At 67.0% G+C, this 24,480-nt stretch carries 24 protein-coding genes; 12 read left to right on the top strand and 12 right to left on the bottom strand.

Features of this window, described 5'->3' with window-relative positions; translation table 11 throughout:
- Positions 1–14: 14 nt before the first annotated feature.
- Together Q9R31_RS17330 and Q9R31_RS17325 are read right to left on the bottom strand one after the other, a co-directional pair.
- Complete coding sequence (locus Q9R31_RS17330) at positions 15–281, bottom strand: hypothetical protein (RefSeq protein WP_311263939.1); 267 nt, start codon at positions 279–281, stop codon at positions 15–17.
- Between the two features lie 168 nt (positions 282–449).
- The gene (locus Q9R31_RS17325; RefSeq protein ID WP_311263938.1) at positions 450–836 is read right to left on the bottom strand and encodes a helix-turn-helix domain-containing protein; all 387 of its coding nucleotides are present in this window, start codon (positions 834–836) and stop codon (positions 450–452) included.
- 140 nt (positions 837–976) lie between these two features.
- Between Q9R31_RS17325 and Q9R31_RS17320 the strand changes: the two genes are divergently transcribed.
- Positions 977–1,837 (top strand): SDR family oxidoreductase, encoded by an 861-nt coding sequence (locus Q9R31_RS17320; protein ID WP_311263937.1) that lies wholly within the window; start codon positions 977–979, stop codon positions 1,835–1,837.
- Between the two features lie 83 nt (positions 1,838–1,920).
- Here Q9R31_RS17320 and Q9R31_RS17315 read toward each other — a convergent pair whose 3' ends face one another.
- Positions 1,921–3,411 (bottom strand): amino acid permease, encoded by a 1,491-nt coding sequence (locus tag Q9R31_RS17315; RefSeq protein ID WP_311263936.1) that lies wholly within the window; start codon positions 3,409–3,411, stop codon positions 1,921–1,923.
- Positions 3,412–3,651: 240 nt separating this feature from the next.
- Here Q9R31_RS17315 and Q9R31_RS17310 point away from each other — a divergent pair, with 240 nt between their 5' ends.
- On the top strand, positions 3,652–4,623 hold the full coding sequence (locus Q9R31_RS17310; protein WP_311263935.1) for an NAD(P)-dependent alcohol dehydrogenase: 972 nt from the start codon (positions 3,652–3,654) through the stop codon (positions 4,621–4,623).
- A gap of 6 nt (positions 4,624–4,629) precedes the next feature.
- Here the strand turns inward: Q9R31_RS17310 and Q9R31_RS17305 are convergent, their stop codons facing one another.
- The gene (locus tag Q9R31_RS17305) at positions 4,630–5,202 is read right to left on the bottom strand and encodes a DinB family protein (protein WP_311263934.1); all 573 of its coding nucleotides are present in this window, start codon (positions 5,200–5,202) and stop codon (positions 4,630–4,632) included.
- A 187-nt stretch (positions 5,203–5,389) separates the two neighbouring features.
- Between Q9R31_RS17305 and Q9R31_RS17300 the strand changes: the two genes are divergently transcribed.
- The 4 genes from Q9R31_RS17300 (at position 5,390) to Q9R31_RS17285 (ending at position 10,065) form a co-directional block, all read left to right on the top strand.
- Complete coding sequence (locus Q9R31_RS17300) at positions 5,390–6,223, top strand: IclR family transcriptional regulator (protein WP_311263933.1); 834 nt, start codon at positions 5,390–5,392, stop codon at positions 6,221–6,223.
- Positions 6,224–6,360: 137 nt separating this feature from the next.
- Positions 6,361–8,055 (top strand): urocanate hydratase, encoded by a 1,695-nt coding sequence (hutU, locus tag Q9R31_RS17295; RefSeq protein ID WP_311263932.1) that lies wholly within the window; start codon positions 6,361–6,363, stop codon positions 8,053–8,055.
- 9 nt (positions 8,056–8,064) lie between these two features.
- On the top strand, positions 8,065–9,657 hold the full coding sequence (gene hutH, locus Q9R31_RS17290) for a histidine ammonia-lyase (RefSeq protein WP_311263931.1): 1,593 nt from the start codon (positions 8,065–8,067) through the stop codon (positions 9,655–9,657).
- Positions 9,658–9,819: 162 nt separating this feature from the next.
- Positions 9,820–10,065, top strand: coding sequence for a hypothetical protein (locus tag Q9R31_RS17285; RefSeq protein ID WP_311263930.1), 246 nt, complete (start codon positions 9,820–9,822; stop codon positions 10,063–10,065).
- Positions 10,066–10,172: 107 nt separating this feature from the next.
- On the opposite strand, the gene Q9R31_RS17280 is transcribed toward Q9R31_RS17285, so the two are convergent.
- On the bottom strand, positions 10,173–10,433 hold the full coding sequence (locus Q9R31_RS17280) for a hypothetical protein (RefSeq protein ID WP_311263929.1): 261 nt from the start codon (positions 10,431–10,433) through the stop codon (positions 10,173–10,175).
- Positions 10,434–10,640: 207 nt separating this feature from the next.
- Here Q9R31_RS17280 and Q9R31_RS17275 point away from each other — a divergent pair, with 207 nt between their 5' ends.
- On the top strand, positions 10,641–11,522 hold the full coding sequence (locus Q9R31_RS17275; RefSeq protein WP_311263928.1) for a fumarylacetoacetate hydrolase family protein: 882 nt from the start codon (positions 10,641–10,643) through the stop codon (positions 11,520–11,522).
- Here Q9R31_RS17275 and Q9R31_RS17270 read toward each other — a convergent pair.
- The 4 genes from Q9R31_RS17270 to Q9R31_RS17255 are packed head-to-tail and all read right to left on the bottom strand — an operon-like array spanning position 11,519 to position 15,019.
- Positions 11,519–11,911, bottom strand: coding sequence for a universal stress protein (locus Q9R31_RS17270; protein WP_311263927.1), 393 nt, complete (start codon positions 11,909–11,911; stop codon positions 11,519–11,521). The genes Q9R31_RS17275 and Q9R31_RS17270 overlap by 4 nt on opposite strands.
- 58 nt (positions 11,912–11,969) lie before the next feature.
- On the bottom strand, positions 11,970–13,508 hold the full coding sequence (locus Q9R31_RS17265; RefSeq protein ID WP_311263926.1) for a tripartite tricarboxylate transporter permease: 1,539 nt from the start codon (positions 13,506–13,508) through the stop codon (positions 11,970–11,972).
- Complete coding sequence (locus Q9R31_RS17260; protein WP_311263925.1) at positions 13,509–14,012, bottom strand: tripartite tricarboxylate transporter TctB family protein; 504 nt, start codon at positions 14,010–14,012, stop codon at positions 13,509–13,511.
- The gene (locus tag Q9R31_RS17255; protein ID WP_311263924.1) at positions 14,009–15,019 is read right to left on the bottom strand and encodes a tripartite tricarboxylate transporter substrate-binding protein; all 1,011 of its coding nucleotides are present in this window, start codon (positions 15,017–15,019) and stop codon (positions 14,009–14,011) included. The genes Q9R31_RS17260 and Q9R31_RS17255 overlap by 4 nt, the downstream gene beginning before the upstream one ends.
- A 291-nt stretch (positions 15,020–15,310) precedes the next feature.
- Here Q9R31_RS17255 and Q9R31_RS17250 point away from each other — a divergent pair, with 291 nt between their 5' ends.
- Complete coding sequence (locus Q9R31_RS17250) at positions 15,311–16,891, top strand: sensor histidine kinase (RefSeq protein WP_311263963.1); 1,581 nt, start codon at positions 15,311–15,313, stop codon at positions 16,889–16,891.
- Entirely contained in the window at positions 16,888–17,556 is a 669-nt protein-coding gene (locus Q9R31_RS17245) for a response regulator (RefSeq protein ID WP_311263923.1), read from the top strand. Before Q9R31_RS17250 ends, Q9R31_RS17245 begins: the two co-directional genes overlap by 4 nt.
- A gap of 18 nt (positions 17,557–17,574) precedes the next feature.
- On the opposite strand, the gene hutG is transcribed toward Q9R31_RS17245, so the two are convergent.
- On the bottom strand, positions 17,575–18,555 hold the full coding sequence (gene hutG / locus Q9R31_RS17240; protein ID WP_311263922.1) for a formimidoylglutamase: 981 nt from the start codon (positions 18,553–18,555) through the stop codon (positions 17,575–17,577).
- Between the two features lie 198 nt (positions 18,556–18,753).
- On the opposite strand from hutG, the gene Q9R31_RS17235 reads away from it, so the two are divergent.
- Complete coding sequence (locus Q9R31_RS17235) at positions 18,754–20,058, top strand: cation:proton antiporter (RefSeq protein WP_311263921.1); 1,305 nt, start codon at positions 18,754–18,756, stop codon at positions 20,056–20,058.
- Here the strand turns inward: Q9R31_RS17235 and Q9R31_RS17230 are convergent, their stop codons facing one another.
- Positions 20,059–21,498, bottom strand: a complete 1,440-nt coding sequence (locus Q9R31_RS17230; RefSeq protein ID WP_311263920.1) for an NCS2 family permease — start codon at positions 21,496–21,498, stop codon at positions 20,059–20,061.
- Between the two features lie 111 nt (positions 21,499–21,609).
- Between Q9R31_RS17230 and Q9R31_RS17225 the strand changes: the two genes are divergently transcribed.
- Positions 21,610–22,284 (top strand): copper resistance protein CopC, encoded by a 675-nt coding sequence (locus Q9R31_RS17225; RefSeq protein WP_311263919.1) that lies wholly within the window; start codon positions 21,610–21,612, stop codon positions 22,282–22,284.
- A gap of 55 nt (positions 22,285–22,339) precedes the next feature.
- On the opposite strand, the gene Q9R31_RS17220 is transcribed toward Q9R31_RS17225, so the two are convergent.
- The gene (locus tag Q9R31_RS17220) at positions 22,340–22,978 is read right to left on the bottom strand and encodes an NAD(P)-binding protein (protein ID WP_311263962.1); all 639 of its coding nucleotides are present in this window, start codon (positions 22,976–22,978) and stop codon (positions 22,340–22,342) included.
- 427 nt (positions 22,979–23,405) lie between these two features.
- Between Q9R31_RS17220 and Q9R31_RS17215 the strand changes: the two genes are divergently transcribed.
- Positions 23,406–24,446: a universal stress protein gene (locus tag Q9R31_RS17215; protein ID WP_311263918.1), complete on the top strand. Its 1,041-nt coding sequence runs from the start codon at positions 23,406–23,408 to the stop codon at positions 24,444–24,446.
- The last annotated feature ends 34 nt before the right edge of the window (positions 24,447–24,480 follow it).

The raw sequence follows: 24,480 nt of genomic DNA, 5'->3' as shown, positions 1-24,480 counted from the left end.
TTAGCCGGTCGTCCTTAGTCCTGGGGTTTGACCAGGCGGTGGTCGAAGAAGAAGACGCCGTAGGTGGTCTTCACCCCCACCGAACGCCGGTCCCGCCATACGACGACCCCTTCGCGCCTGCCGCTGAAGGGGTCGTCGCCGATGACAGTGTCACCCACCCGGTAAGGGCACCGCGGGCTGAAGCCCGCCAGGAGCCGGCCCAGGACCCGTGCCAGGGCATCGCCGAGGCTGACGGGCCGGCCCAGACGGATAAGATCCTGTGCGTAGTCGTCCCTGACCATGTGTGACCAACTCCTCCAGGCGGCAGCCGCCGCCCGCTAACGGTGCTGGTTGGCCGGAACGCTCCCAGCAGAGGATGGTCCTCCAATCCGGCCGCCACCGTACGCCTACGCTAGGCGCTAATCACACCAGCAACATCAGTAACAAGTACTCGAGTTCCCCCAGGGGCATTACTTGCCTTGGGGAACCCCGTTGATGATGTCCTCTGCGTTGTCGAATGCCCAGGCCACCAGCGGCACCAGGAGTGCGCTTAATTCGTAGCCCCGCGCCGTGAGGCTGTAATCCACCCGGGGCGGAATGACCGGCTGGGCGTTCCTGCTGACCAGGCCGTCGCGCTCCAGTGTTTTCAGCGTCTGGGCGAGCATCTTCTCGCTGATGCCTTCCGCCCGCCGTCGCAGGTCGCTCCACCGCTGGTCACCCTCGGACAGTGCAATCAGGATCAGGACGCCCCATTTGCTGGTGATGTGGTCCAGCAGGGTCCGGCTGGGGCACCCGGCCGGGAACACGCCGTCTGTAAAAGCCTGGGGGAGGGGAGCCGCGTGCGGCGCTGTTTCCATGCCCCCAAGCTTACCTGAAGTACAGTTACTTACCCTGAGGTCAGTACCTTACCTTAAAGTGCGTACTCTCCTGTGGGAAGTTCTGCCGCCGGGCCGCGGTTGTGCCCTGTGACAGAGTAGAACTCCCGAAAGGAACCATCGTGAGCATTGTTGTGACAGGCGCTACCGGACAGCTGGGCCGCCACGTTCTTGAAGCCCTCCTCGAGCGGGGCGTGCCGGCGGGGGACGTCGTGGCTGCCGGCCGGTCGGTGGAAAAGCTGGCAGGGTTCGCTGCGCGCGGGGTGCGCGTGCAGCAGATGGACTATGCGGACGCGGGTTCCGTGGCCGCCGCCCTCAAGGGCGCACGGCGGGTACTGCTGATCTCCGGCAGCGAAGTGGGACAGCGGGTGGAACAGCACCGCACCGTGATTGATGCCGCCAAGGCCCAAGGGGTGGAGCTGCTGGCCTACACCAGCATCGCCAACGCGGACACCACGTCCATGAAACTGGCCGGCGAACACCAGGCCACGGAGGCACTGCTCCGCGAATCCGGTGTCCCCTTCGTCCTGCTGCGCAACGGCTGGTACCTGGAGAACTACACGGAGCAGCTGCCCGGAACCCTTGCCCAGGGCGCGCTCGCGGGCAGCGCCGGGGACGGCAAGGTCAGCGGGGCCGCAAGGGCCGACTACGCCCACGCCGCAGCCGCCGTCCTGACGGCGGAGGACCAGGCCGGCAAGGTCTACGAACTGGGCGGCGACGAGGCGTTCAGCATGGCGGACCTCGCGTCCGAGATCAGTGCGGCCACGGGCAGGACCATCACCTACAACGACCTTCCCGCCGAGGATTACGCCGGCCTGCTCACCTCCGTTGGGGTGCCGGAGGCGTTCGCGGAGATCCTCGCCGATTCGGACCTGGGCATTGCCCGCGGCGACCTCCTGGTCAGCACCGGCGACCTCCGCAGGCTGATTGGGCGTCCGACGACGTCCCTCGGCCAGGCGGTACGGGCCGCCGCCGCGGCCTAGCGGGCAGGCGGCCGCCTGCGAGTGGAAGAGAAAGGTGCCCGGTCCCTTGTGGGACCGGGCACCTTTTGCAAACGGGACCTGACCTACGCTCCGGTGCGGGCGGTCCCGACCACCGGCAGCGGCGAGGTCTCGTCCTCAAGGTGGGCCCGGCGTCGTCCGTCACCTTTGACCCACAGGCGGTAGGCCACCACCAGCAGTCCCAGCCACACCGCGCCCACGTACAGGGCGATGCGTGTGTCTTCGAACGCCCCCAGGACGGCGATCACCAGCACCATGAACACGATCGTGAGGACAGAGGCTGCGGGCCACCACGGGGACGGGAATTCCGACGCCGGCAGGCCCTTTCGGGCGATTTCCCGCTTCATCGCAACATGGGACGCAAGGATCATCATCCACACCCAGACCGTGGCGAAGGTGGCTATCGAGGCAATCACCATGAAGACGTCCTCCGGAATGACGGCATTCAGGACCACCCCCACCAGCAGGATTCCAGCCATCATGACCACAGTCATCCAGGGAACGCCGTGCCGGGAAACCTTGCCGAAGGCGGCCGGCGCATGGCCCTGGTTGGAGAGCCCGAAAAGGATACGGCCGGCGCCGAAGATATCGCTGTTGATGGCGGAGAGCGCGGCGGTGATCACCACCGCGTTCAGGATATGGGGGGCTGCCGGGATGCCCAGGCCGCTGAAGATCTGCACGAACGGGCTGCCGCTGGTGCCCACCTGGTCCCACGGGAAGAGGCTCATCAGGACTCCCAGGGTGAGGACGTAGAACAGCAGTACCCGCACTGGGACGGTGTTGACGGCCTTGGGAATGACCTTCTTGGGGTCGGCTGCCTCCCCGGCCGTGATGCCCAGGGTCTCGATGCCGCCGAAGGCGAACATCACGACGGCGAACGATGCCAGGAGGCCTTCGAAGCCATTGGGGAACAAGCCGCCGTGGTCAACAAGGTTGCCCAACCCCGGAGCCACGCTGGAGCCGTCGCCCTGGAAACCGAACACGATCAGCGCCGCGCCGCCGGCGATCATGGCGATGATGGCCGCGACCTTGATCAGCGAGAACCAGAACTCGAGTTCTCCGAAGACCTTGACGCTGAGCAGGTTCAACGCGGCGAGGAAGCAGATGACGGCCAGGATCCAGATCCAGCGGTCCACCTGCGGGAACCAGAAGCCCATATAGATGCTGAAGGCCGTGACGTCCGCGATGGCCACAATGGCCATCTCGAATACGTACGTCCAGCCGGTCACAAAGCCGGCGAGGGGGCCAAGATACCGGCCCGCGTACTGGCTGAAGGAGCCCGGGACCGGATGCCGCACGGCCATCTCGCCCAGGGCGCGCATCACCATGAACACTGCCGCGCCGCCAATGATGTAGGCCAGCAGAACGGCCGGGCCGGCTTTCTGGATTGCCGAGGCTGAGCCATAGAAGAGGCCGGTGCCAATAGCCGATCCCAGGGCCATGAAACGGATATGCCGCACGTTGAGTCCCCTGTTGAGGACGTGTCCGACGACGGCAGCCGGCTTGTGCTTGTCCGTTGCGGTTTCGTTCCGTGTTGGGGTTGGAGCTGGTTGCATGCAAATACCTTCTCGTCATTGGGAGGGGAGCCGTTAACCAGCAGACCATTTTCGGGTGCACCGTGATGAGCCTCACGAAGGGTTGGTGTCTTTCATCTCAGACTGGGCGGTGGATCCTGGCTTTTCCGGTTCCGGGGGCGGGCCCTTGACTCGCTGGCGGCTTTTCTTTACGTTGAGGGGCCGCCGCCGAACCGCGGGATGAGGTTATGCCCGGTACCAACAGCCCGAAGGAGAACGACGATGAAGGCCATCGTGCAGGACGTTTATGGACCACCAGGCGTGCTCGGGTTGCGGGACATCGCCCGGCCCGCCCCCGGCGACCGCCAGGTGTTGGTCCGGGTGCGGGCGGCCGGCGTCGACCAGGGCGTCTGGCACCTGATGACGGGGCTGCCGTATCTGCTCCGGCTCTTTGGCTACGGGCTGACGAAGCCAAAGATTCCTGTCCGTGGCCGGGAAGTGGCCGGCGTGGTGGAGGCGGTGGGGCCCGGAGTAACCCGCTTTGCTGCGGGGGACGAGGTGTTTGGGACCTGCGACGGGTCCTTTGCCGAATACGTCTGCGCGAAGGAGGACAAGCTGGCCCGAAAACCCACGGGCCTCTCTTTTGAAGAAGCCGCGGCGTCGCCGATCTCGGGCGTCACCGCCCTGCAGGCTGTTCGGGACGCCGGCCAGGTCACCGTCGGCCAGAGGGTGCTGATCCTTGGCGCGGGCGGGGGAGTGGGGTCCTTCGGGGTCCAGCTGGCCAAGGCCTTCGGAGCTGATGTGACAGGGGTGTGCAGCAGCGGCAAGGTTGAGCTGGTGCGTTCCCTTGGGGCGGACGCCGTCATTGACTATGCCAAGACCGATATGGCGGGCTACGGGAAGCCGTATGACGTCATCCTGGACACGGCCGGCAACCGTCCGTTGTCCCTCCTGCGCCGGCTCCTCGGACCCAAGGGCACGCTGGTGATCATCGGCGGCGAAGGGGGCGGCAAGCTGACCGGCGGATTTCAGCGGTCCCTTGCTGCCCCGCTGGTCTCCCTGTTTTCCGGCCGGAAGTTCAAGGGGCTTGTCGCCAAGGAAACCCATCTGGACCTCGAGGCCCTTGCATCGCTGATCGAGGCCGGGAGCGTCAAACCCGCGGTGGACAGGGTCTTCCCCCTTGCCGAAGCACCCGCCGCCATCCAGTACCTCCACGAGGGGCGGGCGCGCGGGAAAGTGGTGGTCAGCGTCTGAAGGTACTCATGCCTCCCTCGCCGCAGCTTCGATGGCGGCACGGTGGGCAGCCCATTCTTCGGGGCTGCGCCTGGTGAGGTTCGGATCGCCTGGCCGCTGCCCGGCACTGCCGTCGATGAGTTCGCGCAGGATGTCCGCGTGGCCCAGGTGATGGGCCCGTTCGGCCACCATATGGACCAGGATCTGGTGCAAGGTGACGTTGCGCCGCTGCTCCGGCCACCAGGGAACCACTCCGGGAGCGTCAGCGGGCAGTGCCTCGATGGTCGCGTCGCTGTGCGCGGCGGCGAAGTGGTGCAGCCCGATGATGTCCTCACGGGACTCGTCTGCGGTCGCCCACATGTCCGCGTCCGGGACGGCGCCCTCGTCCAGCCAGGGAAGGTGCCGCCCGCTGGGACGGCCAAACACGACGCCGAAATAATCCACCTCCACGCTGGCCACATGTTTGACCAGGCCCAGCAGGTTGGTACCGGTCGGCGTAAGCGGCCGGCGGACGTCGTACTCGGTGAGGCCATCAAGTTTGCCGAGCAGGTCGTCACGCCTGGCCCGGAGATAGCGGTGCAGCATCTCTTTTTCGTCCATAGCGGGACTCTACCGAACCGTGAACCGGCCACGGCTGATACAGCAGCCGCGCTGTACGCTTGCGCATGTCTGGTATCTCAGACAACTTACGCATTTGCGTGAACTATGGAGGCAAGCGGAGGACGCAAGCTTAAGTACGGGATCCCGGATTGCACAGGGATGTACCGCAAAAGAGAAGGAGGACCGCGTGTTAGCGACAGACCCGATACCGGAGGCCGGCAGCCAATCAAGAGCAGCCTCAAAGGCGGCGTCGAAGGTCCCCGCTGCCGAGAACACGCTCCGCATCCTCAAACTGTTGGCCTCCCGGCGCGGGCCGATGGCGGCGTCGCAAATTGCCTCCACCCTGGGCCTGCCCAGGTCCAGCGTCTACCACTTGCTCGGTGTGATGGAGGCGAACGGCTTTGTGCTCCACCTGCACGAGGAACAGCGGTACGGGCTCGGCATCAGTGCGTTCGAGCTGAGTTCCGCCTACTCCCGCCAGGAGCCGCTGTCCCGGCTCGGCCGGCCGCTGCTCGCAAGCCTCGTCGACGCCCTCGGCGAGAGCGCCCACCTGGCGGTCCTGCATGGACGCGACGTGTTGTACATCGTGGAGGAGCGGGCCAAGAACCGCCCGTCCCTGGTGACCGATGTCGGCGTCCGGCTTCCCAGCCACCTCACCGCCAGCGGGCGGGCCATCCTCGCCGCGCTGCCGAAATCCCAGGTACGGGCCCTGTACCCGAATGCCGCCGCCTTCACGGCCCGGCACGAGGTGGAGGGCGCCATCATGAAGTACTCCGCGCTGTCCTCCCATCTGGACCAGGTCCGGCAGCGCGGCTACGCCACCGAACACGGCGAGGTGACCCCAGGCTTCGGCTCCATCGCCGCCGCTGTAACGGATCACCTGGGCTGGCCGACGGCGGCAGTCGCGGTCACCTTCCTGGAGGACAAGCTGCCTGCTGACGAGTGGCCGGTGCTGGCCGCCCGTGTGCAGAAGGTGGCGGACGAACTCTCCGTCCGCATCCACGGCCGCCCGGTCAAGTAAGGCAGCCAAACAGGCCGGGTGTTTGTCTGGCATTCCGGACAGCACACCTTCGAAAGCCCTGTGAAGCCACTTCTCCAGGCGCTTTAGTTGTTACAGAACTTCTTCGAAACCTCAGACACCAAGAAAAGGAGCCCATCATGGCACCCGCCGACTTCACCACCGGTGCCCGCCCGGTCAAAGCAGCCCGCGGCACCGAGCTCACCGCCAAGTCCTGGCAGACCGAAGCGCCGCTGCGCATGCTGATGAACAACCTGGACCCCGAGGTGGCAGAACGCCCGGACGACCTGGTGGTCTACGGCGGCACCGGCCGGGCCGTCCGCTCCTGGGCTGCGTTCGACGCCATCACCCGCACCCTGGAAACCATGGAGAAGGACGAGACCCTCCTGGTCCAGTCCGGCAAGCCCGTCGGTGTCTTCCGCACCAACGAATGGGCCCCGCGCGTGCTGCTGGCCAACTCCAACCTGGTGGGCGACTGGGCAACGTGGCCTGAATTCCGCCGGCTCGAGGCCGAGGGCCTGATGATGTACGGCCAGATGACCGCCGGGTCCTGGATCTACATCGGCACCCAGGGCATCCTGCAGGGCACCTTCGAAACCTTCGCCGCGATCGCCCGCAAGCTCGCCGGCAACGATAACGGCACCCTCGCCGGCACGCTGACCCTTACCGGCGGCTGCGGCGGCATGGGCGGTGCCCAGCCGCTGGCCGTCACCCTGAACGAAGGCGCCTGCCTGATCGTCGACGTCGACGAAACCCGCCTGCGCCGCCGGGCCGGCAAGCGCTACCTGGACGAGGTGGAAACCGATCTCGACGCCGCCATCGCCAAGGTGCTCAAGGCAAAGGAGGAGCGCCGCGGCTGGTCCGTGGGCTACGTGGGCAACGCCGCCGAAGTCTTCCCCGAGATCCTGCGCCGCCACAAAGCCGGCGAACTCACCGTGGACATCGTCACGGACCAGACCTCTGCCCACGACCCCCTGTCCTACCTGCCGGAAGGCATTTCGGTGGGCGAGTGGCACCGCGAGGCAGAAGCCGATCCTGAAGGGTTTACCAAGAAGGCCCAGGCATCGATGGCCCGGCACGTCCAGGCCATGGTGGAATTCCAGGATGCCGGCGCCGAGGTCTTCGACTACGGCAACTCCATCCGGGACGAAGCACGCAAGGGTGGCTACACCCGGGCGTTCGAATTCCCCGGTTTCGTTCCGGCCTACATTCGGCCCCTGTTCTGCGAGGGCCTGGGCCCGTTCCGCTGGGTTGCCCTGTCCGGTGACCCGGAAGACATCCGCGTCACGGACGAAGCCATCAAGGAACTCTTCCCCGAGAACAAGCACCTGCACCGCTGGATCGACGCCGCCCAGGAACGCGTCGAGTTCGAAGGCCTCCCGGCACGCATCTGCTGGCTCGGCTACGGCGAACGCGCCAAGGCCGGCCTGCTCTTCAACCAGCTCGTGAAGGACGGCAAGGTCAAGGCCCCCATCGTCATCGGCCGCGACCACCTGGACTCGGGATCCGTCGCCTCCCCGTACCGCGAAACCGAATCCATGCAGGACGGCTCGGATGCCATCGCCGACTGGCCCATGCTCAACGCCCTGCTGAACACCGCCTCCGGTGCCACCTGGGTGTCCTTGCACCACGGCGGCGGCGTCGGCATCGGCCGGTCCATCCACGCCGGTCAGGTCTCCGTCGCCGACGGCACCGACCTCGCCGCGCAGAAACTCGAGCGCCTCCTCACCAACGACCCCGGCATGGGCGTCATCCGCCACGCCGACGCGGGCTACGACCGCGCCCTCGACGTCGCCAAAGAACGCGGCGTCCGCATCCCGATGAACGAGAACTAGGAACCACAAGTGACTCTCACAACCCACGAACCGCTGACCGTCACCCTTGGGGCCGTTGGTGTGACGCCTGAGGATGTGCTCGCCGTCGCGCGCCACGACGCCAAGGTGGCCATTTCCCCGGACGCCCTGGAAACCGTTGCCAAAGTCCGCGCCCACATTGATGACCTCGCCTCCAGCGACGTTCCGGCGTACGGCATCTCCACCGGCTTCGGCGCCCTGGCCAACCGCCACATCCCCAACGAACTGCGAACGCAGCTGCAGAAGTCCCTGATCCGGAGCCATGCTGCGGGCATGGGACCGGCCGTGGAACGGGAAGTGGTCCGCGGCATCATGTTCCTGCGCGCCAAGACCCTCGCCTCCGGCCGCACCGGTGTCCGCCCCGTGGTCCTGCAGACCATGGTTGACGTCCTGAATGCCGGCATCACCCCGGTGGTCCGCGAGTTCGGCTCGCTGGGCTGCTCCGGCGACCTGGCGCCACTGTCCCACTGCGCCCTGGTCCTGATGGGCGAGGGGGAGGCGGCGGGGCCCGACGGCGTGACGTACGGCGGGCGGGGAGAGCGGCCTGTCGCTGAGCTGCTGGCAGAACACGGCATCGAGCCGGTCACCCTCGCCGAAAAGGAAGGCCTGGCCCTGGTCAATGGCACCGAGGGCATGCTGGGCATGCTCCTCATGGCCATCGCGGACCTTCGGCAGCTGCTGTCAACGGCGGACATCACCGCTGCGCTCAGCGTCGAGGCGCTGCTGGGCACCGACCAGGTATTCCTGCCCGAACTGCACGCCGCACTGCGGCCGCACCCCGGCCAGGCGGCCAGCGCGGACAACATGCTGCGCGTGCTGTCCGGTTCGCCCATCGTCGCTTCGCACCGGGTGGGGGATTCCCGGGTGCAGGACGCTTACTCCCTGCGCTGCGCCCCGCAGGTTGCCGGTGCCGTCCGCGACACCGTCGACCATGCGGAACTGGTGGCCACCCGGGAACTGGCGGCAGCCATCGACAATCCGGTGGTCCTTCCGGACGGCCGTGTCAGTTCCAACGGCAACTTCCACGGCGCGCCCGTGGCATACGTCCTGGACTACCTGGCCATCGCGGTCGCCGACCTGAGCTCCATCGCTGAACGCCGGACCGACCGGATGCTGGATCCTGCCCGTTCGCATGGCCTGCCTGCGTTCCTCGCGGCTGACCCCGGAGTGGACTCCGGGCTGATGATCGCCCAGTACACCCAGGCCGGCCTGGTGTCGGACAACAAGCGGCTTGCCGTTCCGGCGTCCGTGGACTCTATTCCGAGCTCCGCCATGCAGGAGGACCATGTGTCCATGGGCTGGCACGCGGCCCGGAAGCTGCGCAAAGCCGTGGAGAACCTCCGCCGCGTCCTGGCCATCGAACTGGTGGCCTCGGCCCGCGCACTGGATATCCGCTCGCAGCTTTCGGGTGGCGTCCTGACGCCGGGGCCTGCGGGCACCGCCGTCGTGGCTGCGCTCCGCGCGGTGGTGGAGGGACCGGGGACGGACCGTTTCCTCTCGCCGGAACTGGAAGCGGCTGACGGGCTGGTCGCCTCGGGGGACGTGCTTCGGGCGGCCGAATCCGCCGTCGGGCCGCTCGCCTGACACCGAAGAATCTTCAGCGCCTTCGGACTGTCCGTCCGAAAGGTGGAATTTCCGGCGCCGCGGCCCACCGTGGCGCCGGGAGTGTAGTAGAACTGAAGATGTAGTGAAGGTCACATCAAAGAGGCTGTGGCAGCAGAACGATACAAAGGGGTAGAAGTTCAAATGAAAGCACGTGGGGCAGTCCTGTCCAGGCGAAACGCCCATTCCGCCGCGGTGTCCGACTGGAAGGCCCTCCAGGCCGGGGACCGGGTCGAGATCATCAAGCATGCGCATGTGGTGGCAGCCGGTGAGGTGGAAGAAGTGTCCCAAAGCGGCAACGTCCTTTGGCTGGTCCCGGCCGGCCCGTCAGGCCCGGCGGAGAAGCAGCTTTTCCTGAAGTCCGACGGCGTCCAGGTCCGCCGCGGCTGACGGTCCGCCCGCAGCCACGAAAAATCCCCGCAAACGCCGTATGGCGTGCGGGGATTTTTCGTTGCCGGGCACCCTGGCGGCGGTAGCCGTGGGGCCCGGGAGGCAGGTCAGGCGGCGAAGGACTCGTACGTTTCGCCGAAGGGCACCGACGCATCCAGGGCTACCGTGTAGCTTCCGGGGTGCAGCCTGGTGACGCGAATGCCGCACTCGGCATCCTTTGCCGCCACCTCAATCAGTTCGGCCACCGCCTCTTCCAGTCCTGCATGGACCTCGCTGGCGCTGGAGAATTCCAGGCTGATGGACTGCACAGCAGGTTCTTCGGTTGGCTTGGCAGCGGCGGGGATCCGCTCCAAAGTGGCTGTAGTCATGTACTGAACTTTCTGTGTTTCGTGCCAGGATGGCTCCACTATTCTACCGACTGCTCCGGTTAGATGTCAGATGACTGTCCTATTTGAGCTGTGGAGGTCCAGTCACAAACCGTCGGTTCGCCGCGCGGGCCGTAGATCCATGAGCATGGACAGGGGGCGCCAAAGGGCCCCGGAAGCACCCGGTCGATCAGCTTGAGGAGAATCGGAATGAAGATCATGCGCCTTGGCGACAGCGGCAGTGAACAGCCCGCCGTGCTGGTTCCCTCGGCGGACGGAACCGACCGGTATTTCAGCCTGTTGCCCCTTACCGCTGACGTGGACGGAGCGTTCCTTGCCGACGGCGGACTGGCCAAGGTGCGCAAAGCGCTGGAGTCCGGGGAATTGCCGGTCATAGAGGGTGCGGCTGCGCTCCGGGTTGGTTCTCCCGTAGCCCGGCCCGGCTCGGTAGTGGGCATCGGGATGAACTATGCCGCCCATGCCGCCGAATCAGGCGCGGAACCGCCCACGGTTCCCGTCGTCTTCCTCAAGCCCAGCAACACCGTCACGGGCCCCTATGACACCGCCCCGCTTCCGCCCCGCTCCACCCGGTACGACTGGGAAGTGGAACTGGGCATCGTGATTGGCAGCGAAGCCAGCTACCTCAGGTCGGTGGAAGAGGCCAGCGAGTGCATTGCCGGCTACGTCACGGCGAACGACTTGTCTGAGCGGGAATACCAGTTGCCCGGGGCGGCCGGGCAATGGACCAAGGGCAAGTCCCTTCCCGGGTCAACGCCCCTGGGCCCGTGGCTGGTGCCGGCCGACATGATCGACGGCGGGAACCTGCGGCTGCGCAGCTGGGTGAATGGTGAGCCGCGGCAGGATTCCTCGTCGGCGGAGCTCATCTTTGATGCGCCCACGCTGGTCCACCACTGCAGCCAGTACATGCGGCTGGAACCGGGTGACGTGATCCTCACCGGGACGCCCCAGGGGGTGGCCCTCAGCGGCCGTTTCCCCTACCTCCAGCCGGGCGACGTGGTGGAGGTAGAGGTGGAGGGCTTGGGCCGCCAGCGCCAGGAGTTGTTCCGGGCGCCGGCGGCCGTCCCCGCCTAGCCCGCCTTTACGGCAAGGACCGGGCAGTCCGCCTCCAACAGGATGCGCTGGGACGTGCTGCCCATGATCAGCTTGCCCACGGGGGTGCGGCGCCGCAGGCCAATCACAATAAGCTCTGCGTCGTGTTCCTCGGCGGCGTCCAGCACCTCGGCCGCGGCATCATGACCGCGGACCGGCCGTTTGATCAGGTACTCGATGCCCTGGCCCGCCAGTCGCTGCTCGATGTCCTGGATGTCGCCGTCCTGGGCAAAGCGGTTGTCCACCAGGGCGTCGCCCTTGGACGAATTGATGACCAGAAGCCTGGTGTTGGTCTTCCGGGCTTCGGTGATGGCCTGGGTCAGGGCAGCTTCGCCCTCCGGAGTCGGGACGTATCCCACAACGACGGTCATGGTGTCTCCTTGCTTTCTGCTCGATGTGGGTAGGGATTTGACGGTGCGGTGCGCCTGCTCAGTCGCTGTAGTCCGCTGCGCCCGAATTGGCGGGAATCAGCGGCCGGCGCTCCGGACGGTTCCGCCGGAACAGCTTGTAGGCGAAGGGCCAGAGCAGGATGAGGGCAATAATGACGTAGATCCCGACGGCGATCGGCTCGCTGAGGAGCCCTGCCGGGTCACCGGCGCTCAGCTGCAGCGTCTTGCGGAGCTGCCCTTCGATCCGCGGACCCAGGATTACGCCGAGGATCAGCGGCAGGACGGGAAGCCCGAAGCGCCGCATCATGAAGCCGAGTGCGCCCAGGACCAGCAGGATCACGAGGTCGAACGCCTGCAGGTTCACCGAGTAGGCGCCCAGCGTGGCGAAGAACAGGATGCCTGCATACAGGTACGGGCGGGGGAGCTGGAGCAGCTTTGCCCACATCGGTGCCAGCGGCAGGTTGATCACGAGCAGCAGCAGGTTGCCGATGAAGAGGCTGGCGATCAGCGCCCATACCAGGGGGCCTTCGCTTTCGAAGAGCTGCGGGCCGGGCTGGATGCCGTACGAGGTGAAGGCGGCCAGCATCACGGCGGCTGTGGCGTTGGTGGGCAGGCCCAGGGCCAGCATGGGGGTCAGGGTTCCGGCCGCGGCGGCGTTGTTGGCCGCTTCCGGGCCGGCCACGCCCTCGATGGCGCCCTTGCCGAACTCCTCCGGGTGTTTGCTGAGGCGCTTTTCCGTGACATAGGAGAGGAACGTGGGGATCTCGGCGCCACCTGCCGGCAGTGCGCCAAACGGGAAGCCGAAGGCGGTACCGCGCAACCACGGCTTCCAGGAGCGCTTCCAGTCGGACTTGCCCATCCAGGGCTGGCCGACGGGAATGGCATGCAGGGGGGTCCGGCGCAGGTGCGCCGCCACCCAGAGGGCCTCGCCCACGGCGAAGATGGCCACGGCCACCACCACGATGTCCAGGCCGTCAGCGAGGAGGGGCTGGCCGAACGTCAGGCGGCGCTGGCCGGTGACGGAGTCCATGCCCACCAGGCCAATGGCCAGGCCGAGGCCCAGGGAGGCGAAACCGCGCAGCCGTGAAGAGCCGAGCACGGCCGTGACGGCCAGCAGGGCCAAAACCATGATCGCGAAGTAGCTGGGCGCGCCAAGGCTCACGGCGAACTTCACCACGATCGGTGCGCAGACCGCCAGCAGCGCCGTGCCGATGGTGCCGGCGACGAACGAGCCGATTGCCGCCGTCGCAAGCGCCTGCGCCGCCCTTCCGGCCTTTGCCATCTTGTTGCCCTCAATGGCAGTGACCACGGAGGACGATTCGCCGGGGGTGTTGAGGAGGATGGACGTGGTGGAGCCGCCGTACATGCCGCCGTAGTAGATGCCGGCGAACATGATGAAGGCGCTGGTGGGTTCCAGGGCGTAGGTGACGGGAAGCAGGAGGGCAACCGTCATGGCCGGGCCCAGGCCGGGGAGGACGCCGACGGCGGTGCCCAGGATGACGCCGATGACGGCGTACAGGAAATTCATGGGGGTCAGGGCGGTGGCGAAGCCGTCCATGAGGGAGGACCAGACGTCCATTTAGAGGATTCCTTCCAGGAGGCCGGCCGGCAACGCGATGCCCAGGCCGAGGTAGAAGCCGTAGAAGGTCAGCAGGGACAGGGCCACGGAGATCAGCCCGTCCCGGACGTAGCGGCGGCTGCCGAGGGCCAGGACGCTGCCCCAGAACAGGATGGTTCCGGAGATCACCCAGCCGGCCCAGTCGATCAGCAGGATGTTCAGGATGAAGGCGCCTGCCAGCGGCAGGATGGTCTTCCAGTCTGCGGGGTGAGTGAGGTCGACGTCTTCCCCGCCTTCAGCCTCGCCCTTGCCGCCGCGCAGCACGTTGACGGCCAGCAGCACGGCGCAGACCACCAGCATTCCGGCCACGATGAACGGAACGGTTTTGGGGCCGACCGGGTCGGACTTCGAATACGGGGTTACCAGGCCGTTGGCGTCCAGGAAGACCAGGACGCCGGCCGCCCCGAGCAGGAGTGCAACTCCCAGCTCGGAGCGGCCTTTGAGGCCTGTTGTCAGGGAGGTCACGCCAACCCAAGCTTGGTGAGGACGTCCGCCACGCGCTTGTCCTGCTCGGTGAGGAAGGTCTTGAACTGGTCACCGGTGATGAAGGCGTCGGTCCAGCTGTGGGTCTTCAGGGCTTCCTTCCAGCCGGCCGTGCCGTGCATCTTTTCCAGGGCTGCGATCAGGGAAGCCTTGTCCTTGTCGCTGATTCCCGGAGGGGCCACGACGCCGCGCCAGTTGGTGAATACCAGGTCGATGTTGGATTCCTTCAGGGTGGGTGCGTCCACGCCGTCCAGGCGCTTCTCGCCGCTGGTGGCCAGGACGCGTACCTCGCCGGATTCGATCTGCTTCAGGTACTCGCCGGCGCCGGAAGCTGCGAAGCCCAGCTTGTTGCCCAGGATTGCGGGCAGGAGGTCGCCGCCGCCGTCGTACGCGACGTAGTTGACCTTGGTGGCGTCGATGCCCACGGCACCGGCCAGCTGCATGGGCAGCAGGTGGTCGGGGCCGCCGGGGGAGGAGCCGCCGCCGACGGCGATGGAACCGGGATCAGACTTCCATGCCTTCACCAGGTCATCGATGGTCTTGTACGGGGAATCCTTGCCGACCATGATGGCGCCGGGCTCTTCAATGAGCCGGGCCAGGGGAGTGGTGTCGGTCAACTTGGACTCGGACTTGTTGGTGTAGCTGGCGCCCACGACGCCCAGGCCCATGAGCATGGCAAGGTCGCCGTTGCCCTTCTCGTTGACGATGCGGGCGAGGCCCACGGTGCCGCCGGCCCCCGCGAGGTTGAAGACCTCGGTGTTGGTGGAGATCTTCTCGTCGTCGAGGACCTTTGCGGCGGCACGGGCGGTGGTGTCGTAACCGCCGCCGGGGGTGTTGGGGACCATGATCTGCAGGCCGGTGATGGGTCCGGCGGCGGCGCCGGAGCTTTCCGCACCGGTGGAGCTCTTGCCGGTGGCACCGCAACCGGTGGCCATCAGGGCGATGCCGGCGGCAACGGCGGCAATTCGCAATGCGCGGATCTGGCGCATGTGTTCCTCTTCTCTCAAACAAATCTGATCAGCATCGGCTGACTTGGTGTTTTCGATGCTAGGGCCGCCCGTGACAGGGATCACTCTTGTGTACGCAGAGAAAGTTGTGTTCATTGCGTTCACGTTTCCAAAACCCCACAAACGTCCCGGCTGCGGGCTTTGGGATATAGTTCCCGGTACCACCCGGCCCTGCGCCCCGTACTTTTGCGTGCATGGGAGGCCAGCCAAACCGCCGGGCCACCCGGCCCAACCAGCAACACCAGGAAGACGATTGTGACTCGACGACGAGGAATGTCCCTCGCGGGGCAGTACCTTCTGCTGCAGTTGCTCATTGTCCTGGCTGTCCTGGTGGGCGTGGTGGCCATTTCCCTGGCCCAGTCCGCTGCGGCCTTTGAACGGATCGAAGGCCGGCGTGCGTTGTCGGCCGCGGAAGCACTGGGCGGCAATCCGGTAGTGCGCGAGCTCCTCCCTGAGGCTGAACCGCGGGGCGGGGCCGTGCTTCCCGCGGTGGCGGAATCCGTGCGGATCGTCTCTGGCTCATCCAGGGTGGCACTGGCAAAACTGGACCGCACGGTTGTAGCGTCCTCGGACCCGAGCCTGCTGGGCGGGCCGCTGGAGCTCGGCACCAGCAGGGTGATGGAAGGCAGGGCCTGGACCGGAGTGGTGGGCGGGACTCCCGCCCCGCTCCTGTCCGCGCACGTTCCTGTCCTTGATGACACCGGCCGCATGATCGGCATCGCCTCCATCAGCCGCAACTATCCCACGGTGCTCGAGCGGCTGGGCGACGCCGTCCCCAACCTCCTGACCTACCTTGGCGTTGCGAGCGTCCTGGGCATCGCCGGTTCCCTGTTGCTGTCGCGGCGGGTCAAGCGGCAGACCCTTGGCATGGAACCCAGCGAGATCACCAGCCTGGTGGAGAACCGTGAGGCCATGCTGCACGGCCTCAAGGAGGGCGTGGTGGCGTTGGACCTGCACGAGCGGATCACGGTGGCCAACCACAGCGCGCGTGCCCTGCTGGGACTTCCGCCCGATTGTGTGGGCAAGCGCGTGGCGGGCCTCGCCGTCGAACCCGCCCTCAAGGAAGTCCTCACCCGTGACCAGCCCGGGCCCGACCAGTTGGTGTTGGTGGGGGACCGGCTGGTGGTGATGAACCGGGTGCCCATCCAGTCCCGCGGCAGGGTCATCGGCTCGGTGACCACGCTTCGCGACCGTACAGAACTCTCGGAACTGGAGCAGGAACTGGGCACCACCCGCACCGCCACGGATACCCTGCGGGCCCAGGCACATGAGTTCGCCAACCAGCTGCACGTCATTTCCGGCCTGATCCAGATCGGCGAATACGACTCCGTGGTCCAGTTCGTCAACGGTGCCACCGTGGACCGGACCAGACTCAACGACGAAGTGACGGGCCGGATCAAGGATCCCGCGCTCGCCGCCCTGTTGATCGCCAAGTCGAGCCTCGCCGCCGAACGCGGCGCGGCCCTGCAGCTGGATCCCGACTCCGTGCTGGACACGGTTGACGACGAGCTGTCCCGGGACCTCACCACCGTGGTGGGGAACCTGGTGGACAACGCGTTCGACGCCGTCACCGGGCTTCCGCAGGCAGCCGTCAGGGTGCTGGTGGAGGGCAAGGCCGGGGAAGACGTTGTGGTGACGGTGCGGGACAACGGACCCGGTGTTCCCGGCGGTTCCACGGACCACATTTTCCGCCAGGGCTTCACCACCAAGGAACCGGGTCCGGCCGGCAGCCGCGGCTTTGGGCTGGCGCTGTCCAGGGTGGTGTGCCGCCGCAGTGGCGGAAACCTGACGGTGGCCAACGATAATGGGGCTGTCTTTACCGCCGTGCTGAAACGAGGGAGTACCCGGCCATGATCAAGGTCCTGATCGTCGATGACGACTTCATGGTGGCCAAGGTGCACGCCGGTTTCATCCAGCGCACACCCGGTTTCACCGTGGTGGGTGCGGCACACACCGGGGCCCAGGCCGTCGCGGAGACCGAAAGGCTCCGGCCGGACCTGGTGCTGCTGGACATCCACCTCCCGGACATCAACGGCCTTGACCTGATGCAGCGCCTGCGCAGCGTGGCGCCGGAGCTGGACGTGCTGGTCATCAGCGCCGCCCGTGAGGTGGAAACCGTGCGGAAGGCACTCCGCGGTGGCATTGTCCATTACCTGATCAAGCCTTTTTCGCAGACGGACCTGCAGGAGCGGCTGGAACACTACCGCAACGCCTACCAAAGCCTGGATGCGTCCAAGGACGTGGCCGAACAGTCGGACGTCAACCGCGTGTTCGGCCTGGACCGCGCCGAACGTCCCCTCCCCAAGGGCTGCAGCATTGAGACTCTGAGGCTGGTGGAGGCGGCAGTCAACGCTGCCGCCGGTGACGTCTCAGCCGCCGAAGTGGCGCAGGAGCTGGGCACCTCCCGCGTCAGCGCCCGCCGCTATCTGGAATACCTGCACGACGAAGGCACGCTGGAGGTGCGGCTCAAGTACGGCGTGGGACGGCCGGAACGGCGGTACGTCCTGAAGGGAGCCTAGGGCCGGCAGCAGCGGCTGTCAGCGCAGCAGCGTGTCCACCAGCCGCGCACCGGTTTTGGCGGTCCGGCCATCGATGTCGAACGCGGGGTTCAGCTCCGCGACGTCCAGATGCAGGAGCTTCCCGCTCCGCGCCACCTGCCGGCACACCGCGGAAATGACGGGCAGCGGCACCCCGTAGGCTGCGGGCGCGCTCACCCCGGGCGCCACCGCGGCGGGCAGCACGTCCAGGTCGATGGTCAGGTACAGCACGTCGATGTCCGCCAGGAAGCCGTCCACGAAGTCGCGTACCCGGTCCGCGTCACAGTCCTCGTCCAGCAGGTACCGGACGCCCAGCTTCCGGGCGGCGTCGAAGAGGACCCGGGTGTTGTTCGGCTCCGAGATGCCGACGACGGCGTAGCGGAATTCGCGTCCGGCGCCGGCTTCTGCGCGGGCCATCTGCAGGAACGGAGTCCCCGAACTGGGCACGGGCTCGTCGCGGAGGTCGAAGTGTGCGTCAAGGTTCAGGACGCCAAGGCGCCCTCCGTCCTGGACTGCCGATGAGGCGCTGACCCCAAGGTAGCTCGCGTAGGCGGTTTCGTGGCCGCCGCCCAGGACAACGGTCTGGTGGCCGGCGTCGAGCAATGCGGCAACCGCCCGGCCAAGACGTTCCTGCCCGGCTTCCAGGTCTTCCCCGGGCACCGCCACGTCGCCCATGTCAGCCACGGTACGGTCCAGGTGGAAAGCCAGCGGGCCCAGCGCCTTCCGCAGGGCTGCGGGGGCGGCTGACGCTCCGGTGCGGCCCTGGTTCCGGCGCACCCCCTCGTCGCTGGCGAAGCCCAGCAGGGCCACGGGCCTGTGGCCCGCCGCGGCGGCCGCGTCTGGTCCGCCGACGGCCGCCGGCGCGGTGTTATCGAAGGGGTTCACTGCCTGCCACCATCGGCGGTGACCGGGGCCGTCGCCGTCGAACCTCCCTGTCCAGGGCTGGGGCGGGACGTCGACGGCGGGGAGCTGGAGGGACATGCCTCAAGCTCACCGCATGCCGGGCGCGAAAACCAGCAACGCCGCCGTCGTCCTGTCCGGGATCCAAGAACCGGGACTTCACCGGGGCGCCGGGGATATGCCTGATGCACGGGTTATGGTGAGAGCAGTCCGCCCATCGAAGTGTGGCGTGTCCGCTTTCGGATCCACGCACCCATTCCAGGCTGGAGAGCCTTCCCCATGTTTGAAGCCCCAGACATCCTCTTTGCCGCGGCCGGCCTGGCCGTCTTCATCGCCGCGGTCCTGCCCAAGCTGCTGCGTGATACGCCCCTGTCCATGCCGATGGTCTTCCTGGGGGCCGGGATGGGTGCGTTCGCGCTGATTCCCTCGCTGCCGGACCCGGACCCGGTGGAACACGGCGACTTTGTCATGCACCTCGCGGAGGTCTGCGTGATCATTTCGCTGATGGGCGCCGGGCTGGCCCTTGACCGGCCGGTGGGGCGCAAACGCTGGTCCACCACATGGCGGCTCCTGGGCATCGCCATGCCGTTGTGCATTCTGGCCCTGACGCTGCTGGGCATGTGGTTCCTGGGCCTTGGGCTGGGTGCGGCGCTGCTGGTGGCCGCCAGCCTTGCCCCCACCGACCCCGTCCTGGCGTCCGAAGTCCAAGTGGGCGAACCCGCCGGCCAGGACGACCACACCGACAAGGAGGATGAGGTCCGGTTCGGCCTGACCTCGGAAGCCGGGCTCAATGACGGGCTGGCGTTCCCGTTCGTGTACCTGGCCATCGCCATCAGCATCGCCGGGGCAAACCCGTCTGCCTGGTTCGGCGAATGGTTTGGGCTGGATGTGCTGTGGCGGCTGGCCGTCGGGCTTCTGGTGGGTGTCCTCACCGGCAAGCTGCTCGCCAGGCTGTTCTTCTCTGCCCGCGCCGACAGCCTCAGGGTGTCCAACCACTCCGAGGGTTTCGTGGCCCTGGCGGCGACGTTCCTGGCATACGGGCTGACAGAGATGGTGGAGGGCTACGGGTTCATCGCGGTGTTCGTCTGTGCCGTGACCATCCGGGCCGCTGAACGCACCCACGGCTACCACCGCGTGCTGCACTCCTACATTGAGCAGCTGGAGCGGCTCCTGACGGTGGTGATCCTGGTCCTGCTCGGCGGCGCAATCGCCCGCGGGCTGCTCGCCGGCATCGGGATCGTGGAAGTGCTGGTGGCCTTGGCCTTCCTGCTGGTGGTCCGGCCGTTGGCCGGCTGGCTGGGCCTGCTGGGCGGCAAGACCGGACCGCGGGAACGCGTGGCGCTCTCATTCTTCGGGATCCGCGGAATCGGATCCTTGTACTACCTGGCCTTTGCGCTGGGCGAAGGCCGTTTCGCGGACCAGGCGCACTGGCTCTGGTCCTTCGTTGGGCTGGTGGTGGCGCTGTCCATCGTGATCCATGGCGCCACCACCTCGCCGCTGATGAACCGGCTGGACCGGCTGCGCCAAAGGAAGGCCCTGGCGGTGTCCGGCGACGAGGGGCTCGCGCCGAACACCCCCGTGTAACTACATTCCCAGTGCGGCCTCGATGGGGCCGATGGCGAAGAACAGCGCGAACGCCGCGGCCACGGCCCACATCAGCGGATGGATGTCCTTGACCCTGCCCTGGACAGAACGGATCAGCACGTAGGCGATGAAGCCTGCGCCCAGGCCGTTGGCGATGGAGTAGGTGAACGGCATCAGGGTGAACGTCAGGAACGCGGGGATGGCGATGCCCCAGTCCTGCCAGTCGATCTTGCCCACCTGGGACACCATCATGAAGCCCACCACCACCAGGGCAGGGGCCACGGCCTCAAACGGGACCAGGTTGATCAGGGGAGTGAAGAACATGGCCACCAGGAACAGCAGGCCGGTAACGATTGAGGCGACGCCGGTGCGGGCGCCTTCACCAATGCCGGCACCGGCTTCGACGTAGATCTGGTTGGAGGAGACGGAAGCGCCGCCGCCGATGATGGCGCCGAGTGCGTCCACCTGGAGCACACGGTCGACGTCGGGAATGTTGCCGTGCTCGTCCACCGTGCCGGCTTCGTTGGCCAGGCCCACCATGGTGCCCATGGCGTCGAAGAAGATGCTGAGCAGGATGACGAAGGCCAGCAGCGCTGCGGCCACGAAGCCGAGGTGCTGGAAGGCGCCGAAGGGATTGGCCTTGCCGATCAGCGAGAGGTCGGGGGCAGCCCAGCCGGAAAACGCCGGCGCCACCAGGGACCAGCCCTGGGGGTTGAAGTTCTTGCCGTCGAAACTCGGGCCGATGTGCAGGGTCATCTCAAGGAGCACGGACAGCACCGTGGAGGTAATGATGCCGATCAGGATGGCGCCCTTGACCTTGCGTACCACCAGGGCGATGGTCAGGACCAGGCCGAAAACGAAAACCGCCGTGGGCCAGCCCAGCAGCTTGCCTTCGAAGCCCAGGCCAACAGGAACCGTGGTGCCGGCAACGTCAGGAATGCGGCGCACGAACCCGGCGTTGACCAGCCCGATCAGGGCGATGAACAGGCCGATGCCCACCACGATTGCCGTCTTGAGGCCATCCGGCACAGCCCTGAAGACGGCGGTACGGAAGCCCGTGAGGACCAGGATCAGCATGGTGACGCCGGAGAGGACCACCAGGCCCATCATGTCGGGCCAGGTCAGCCCCGGGTTTGTGGCCACGGTGACGGCCACAAAGGCGTTCACGCCCAGGCCGGTGGCCAGGGCGAAGGGGTGCCGGCCCCAGGCGCCCATGAGGATGGTTAGGATGCCTGCCACCAACGCGGTGACGGCGGCCACCGCCGTGAAGCCCAGCGTGGTGCCGCTCGAGTCCGGACCGGACAGGATCAGCGGGTTCAGCACCACGATGTAGCTCATGGCGAAGAATGTGGCGAACCCGCCGCGGATCTCGCGGGAAAGGTTGGAACCGCGCTCGGTGACCCTGAAATACCGGTCCAGGGCAGAGCCTTGCTTAAGCATTAGTCCTCCGGGGAAGTGTGTGGGAATACCTGCATCCTAAGGGGACGGCAGGGAGCAGGCCCGCAAATGCGCCTAGTCTGTAAGGAAGCCAACACGAGGAGCAGCCCAAACATGCGCCAAGTCCGCCGCCAGTTGTTGGGCCTTGTGCCCGGTTGTCTCCTCCTCTCCTTTGTTTTCGCCGCCGCAATGCTGGGCCTGGCTGGGCCGGCCTCCGCCCATGACGCTGCCGAGTCCACCAGCCCGGCCCAGGGGGCTGCGTTGGCGGCCCCGCCCACCGAGGTCTCCGTGACCTTCGGCAACACGCCGCTGGGCATCGGCTCCTCGTTCTCTGTCAAGGACGCCGGCGGCACCGAATGGGCGGACGGGTCCGTGCAGATCGTGGACAACACGGCCACCCAAAAGCTTCGGCCCGGCGGCCCCGCGGGCAAGTACACCGTGGCATGGCGGGTGGTCAGCTCGGACTCGCACCCCATTGAGGGCACGTTTACGTTCACCGCGGCTTCAGGCGGCGCCGCGTCTGCAACGTCCGGACCGTCAGCAGCGGGAAGCGCGACGGCGGCGGGTGCGGTTCCGGGAATGGGCACAGCACAACCCGGGGTAACGGAGGAGCCGGCCGAACCGGCCAATGCGGGCGAGCCCTTCCAGTGGAGCATTGTGGTTTTTGCAGCCGTGGCCGTGGGGCTGCTGGTGGCCCTTGGCGTCATGGCGCGGCGCCGGCTCACCGGCGAGGGGGATGACGGGGATGCAGCGGATGACGGGAGTACCGGGGAGGACGGCCGGACGTAGCCCGCGCCGGCCGGTCCGGACGGGTCCAGCCTGCCGGCGGGCACCGGGAGGGCCGTCAGCAGGTCAGCACCGCAAAGCTTCCCGTTGCCGGGAAGGCGCCGCCGGATGAACGGCCGGTGTCCGGATTGACCTTGGCCGAGATGGCCTGGCCCACCGTCTTGGCCTGGCGCAGTACTTCCTTGGGCGACGGCGTGATCAGCTCGCCCACGCCCACCAGGTAGATACCAATGGCCCGCATCGCCGCTGCCACGTTGCGGCCAACGGCAATCCCGAAGTCGCTGAGCATGCGCCGGAGCTGGCTGTGGGCGCACCTGGTCAGGACGATGTGGTCCGCCAGCAGGATGCCGGTGGGAGTGTGCACCTGCCACTGCGGAGCGGCGTCATGCCCGGGCCCTTCAAGCATGGTCAGCTGGACCGCCCGGGTCGTGTTCCGAACGTCCACGCTGTGGCTTGCGACGTAATTGCGCAGGTGGCGCAGGATCTCGTTGCGCTCCCGGAGGGTATCGCTGTCCGCCGCATCGCAGCGCTGCAATGACGACGTGTTTGCGGGTTGGCCAGCGCCGAGGATGTCCAGTCCGTCCACCACGATGGAGTCCACGCCATGGCGGCGCAGTTCTGCAGCCACGGCAAGTCCGGACAGGCCGGTGCCAATGATCACAGTGGTGGTCTGTTCGGTCCCGGCATCCCCAGGCATGCTTGACACTACAGTTTCCCTCCTTCGAAGCTTTTGGCAGGTGCCGGCATCCTCGCCGGCCCGCGTCCCGTTACCCCCCAAGTACGGCCGCAGTGCATGGCCGGGACAGTCCGCAAGGAAGTTGCAGTTGGCGTCCCGGACCAACAATGCCCTGAAGACTACAGAACAAATGCGGCCGTGGATAGCCCAATGAAGAAAACAGTCCCAATGACCTGAAGGCGCTTTCCGAACCACGCCGGAAGGCCTGTGGATAACAAGGCTTTACCGCCCCTGAACAGGCTTGCTAAGCCCTGGGGGACGGAGAATAGTGGGAAATGGGAACGGCCCTTTTCCTGCCGGTGCCGCTGGGGGCCGGGATGCACGGGGAGCGGTCCGTTTTCTGGCAGAATAGCCGCAACATCAGGCGTATCGCGAGGAGGCGGCCCCCATGGGCTCAGGAGAGTTGCACCCGGACCCGGCCCGGGACGGTGGTGCTGCGTCTGCCGCTCCCCACGGCATCGTGGTGGGCGTCGACGGTTCGGACCACGGCCAATGCGCCCTGGTGTGGGCCGCGCGGGAAGCCCAGCGCCGCCGTCGTCCGCTCCATATCGTCACCGCCTATTCCGTGCCGATCTTCGCCGCGTCCGGACTGGACGGAGGTTATGCCACGGTGGACGATTCGGTCATCCGTGAAGGCGCCGAGGCCATCGCCAGGCAGGCCGTGGAGAAGGTTTCCGCCTACGACATCGACGTCAGTTCCGCCGTGGAGAACGGCGACGCAGCAGGAGTGCTGCTGGACATTTCCGAATCAGCTGAACTCCTGGTGGTGGGCACCCGCGGCCGCGGTGGCTTCGTAGGCCGCCTCCTGGGATCCGTCAGCAGTGCCCTGCCCGCCCATGCAAAATGCCCCACGGTGACGGTCCCGCTGTTCTGTTCCGACCGCCTCGGCGAAACCACCGAGGACCGCCGGGTCAAGGCAGAGCAGGCAAAGTCCGGTCACCGGCCGGTGGAGAACGTGGTGGTGGTAGGCGTCGATGGCTCCGAGCAAGCACGCGTTGCGGTCCTCGAGGCAGCAGACCAGGCCGAACGGCTGGGCGCCTTGCTCCGCGTGATCTGCGCCGTTCCCCAGTACAGCGGTTCCCTGGCTTGGGTTCCCGCACCCATGGACCGGAAGGCATTGTTTGACGATATCCGGGTCACCCTGGAAGCCGGCATGGCGTGGCTCCGCAGCCACTACCCGCACCTGCAGGCCGACTACGAGCTGAAGGACGGCTCGCCGGTGGACGTGCTCGTGGAGGAAAGCCGGCACGTGGAGCTGGTGGTGGTGGGTACCCGCGGCCGCGGCGGCTTCACCGGCATGCTCCTGGGCTCAACGTCCGACGGCGTGCTCCACCACGCCAAGGGGCCGGTCATGGTGGTCCCCGACCGGGAGGACCCCCGCCTGGCCGACCGTGCGCGGTTCGGTCCGATCCTGGGCGACGCCGCCTAGCCGGCACGGGCCAGGCAGCACGGCACCCCCTCGG

Source organism: Pseudarthrobacter sp. BRE9, assembly GCF_031844305.1.
GTDB lineage: Bacteria > Actinomycetota > Actinomycetes > Actinomycetales > Micrococcaceae > Arthrobacter.
Note: the sequence above shows the minus strand (reverse complement) of the source record. Positions and strands in the feature narration are given on the sequence as shown.

Coding starts and splice junctions, on each gene's coding strand:
- Q9R31_RS17330 (WP_311263939.1), bottom strand. CDS start 281: ATGGTCAGGGACGACTACGCACAGGATCTTATCCGTCTGGGCCGGCCC.
- Q9R31_RS17325 (WP_311263938.1), bottom strand. CDS start 836: ATGGAAACAGCGCCGCACGCGGCTCCCCTCCCCCAGGCTTTTACAGAC.
- Q9R31_RS17315 (WP_311263936.1), bottom strand. CDS start 3,411: ATGCAACCAGCTCCAACCCCAACACGGAACGAAACCGCAACGGACAAG.
- Q9R31_RS17310 (WP_311263935.1), top strand. CDS start 3,652: ATGAAGGCCATCGTGCAGGACGTTTATGGACCACCAGGCGTGCTCGGG.
- Q9R31_RS17305 (WP_311263934.1), bottom strand. CDS start 5,202: ATGGACGAAAAAGAGATGCTGCACCGCTATCTCCGGGCCAGGCGTGAC.
- hutU (WP_311263932.1), top strand. CDS start 6,361: ATGGCACCCGCCGACTTCACCACCGGTGCCCGCCCGGTCAAAGCAGCC.
- Q9R31_RS17285 (WP_311263930.1), top strand. CDS start 9,820: ATGAAAGCACGTGGGGCAGTCCTGTCCAGGCGAAACGCCCATTCCGCC.
- Q9R31_RS17280 (WP_311263929.1), bottom strand. CDS start 10,433: ATGACTACAGCCACTTTGGAGCGGATCCCCGCCGCTGCCAAGCCAACC.
- Q9R31_RS17275 (WP_311263928.1), top strand. CDS start 10,641: ATGAAGATCATGCGCCTTGGCGACAGCGGCAGTGAACAGCCCGCCGTG.
- Q9R31_RS17270 (WP_311263927.1), bottom strand. CDS start 11,911: ATGACCGTCGTTGTGGGATACGTCCCGACTCCGGAGGGCGAAGCTGCC.
- Q9R31_RS17265 (WP_311263926.1), bottom strand. CDS start 13,508: ATGGACGTCTGGTCCTCCCTCATGGACGGCTTCGCCACCGCCCTGACC.
- Q9R31_RS17255 (WP_311263924.1), bottom strand. CDS start 15,019: ATGCGCCAGATCCGCGCATTGCGAATTGCCGCCGTTGCCGCCGGCATC.
- Q9R31_RS17250 (WP_311263963.1), top strand. CDS start 15,311: ATGTCCCTCGCGGGGCAGTACCTTCTGCTGCAGTTGCTCATTGTCCTG.
- Q9R31_RS17245 (WP_311263923.1), top strand. CDS start 16,888: ATGATCAAGGTCCTGATCGTCGATGACGACTTCATGGTGGCCAAGGTG.
- hutG (WP_311263922.1), bottom strand. CDS start 18,555: ATGTCCCTCCAGCTCCCCGCCGTCGACGTCCCGCCCCAGCCCTGGACA.
- Q9R31_RS17235 (WP_311263921.1), top strand. CDS start 18,754: ATGTTTGAAGCCCCAGACATCCTCTTTGCCGCGGCCGGCCTGGCCGTC.
- Q9R31_RS17230 (WP_311263920.1), bottom strand. CDS start 21,498: ATGCTTAAGCAAGGCTCTGCCCTGGACCGGTATTTCAGGGTCACCGAG.
- Q9R31_RS17225 (WP_311263919.1), top strand. CDS start 21,610: ATGCGCCAAGTCCGCCGCCAGTTGTTGGGCCTTGTGCCCGGTTGTCTC.
- Q9R31_RS17220 (WP_311263962.1), bottom strand. CDS start 22,978: ATGCCTGGGGATGCCGGGACCGAACAGACCACCACTGTGATCATTGGC.
- Q9R31_RS17215 (WP_311263918.1), top strand. CDS start 23,406: ATGGGCTCAGGAGAGTTGCACCCGGACCCGGCCCGGGACGGTGGTGCT.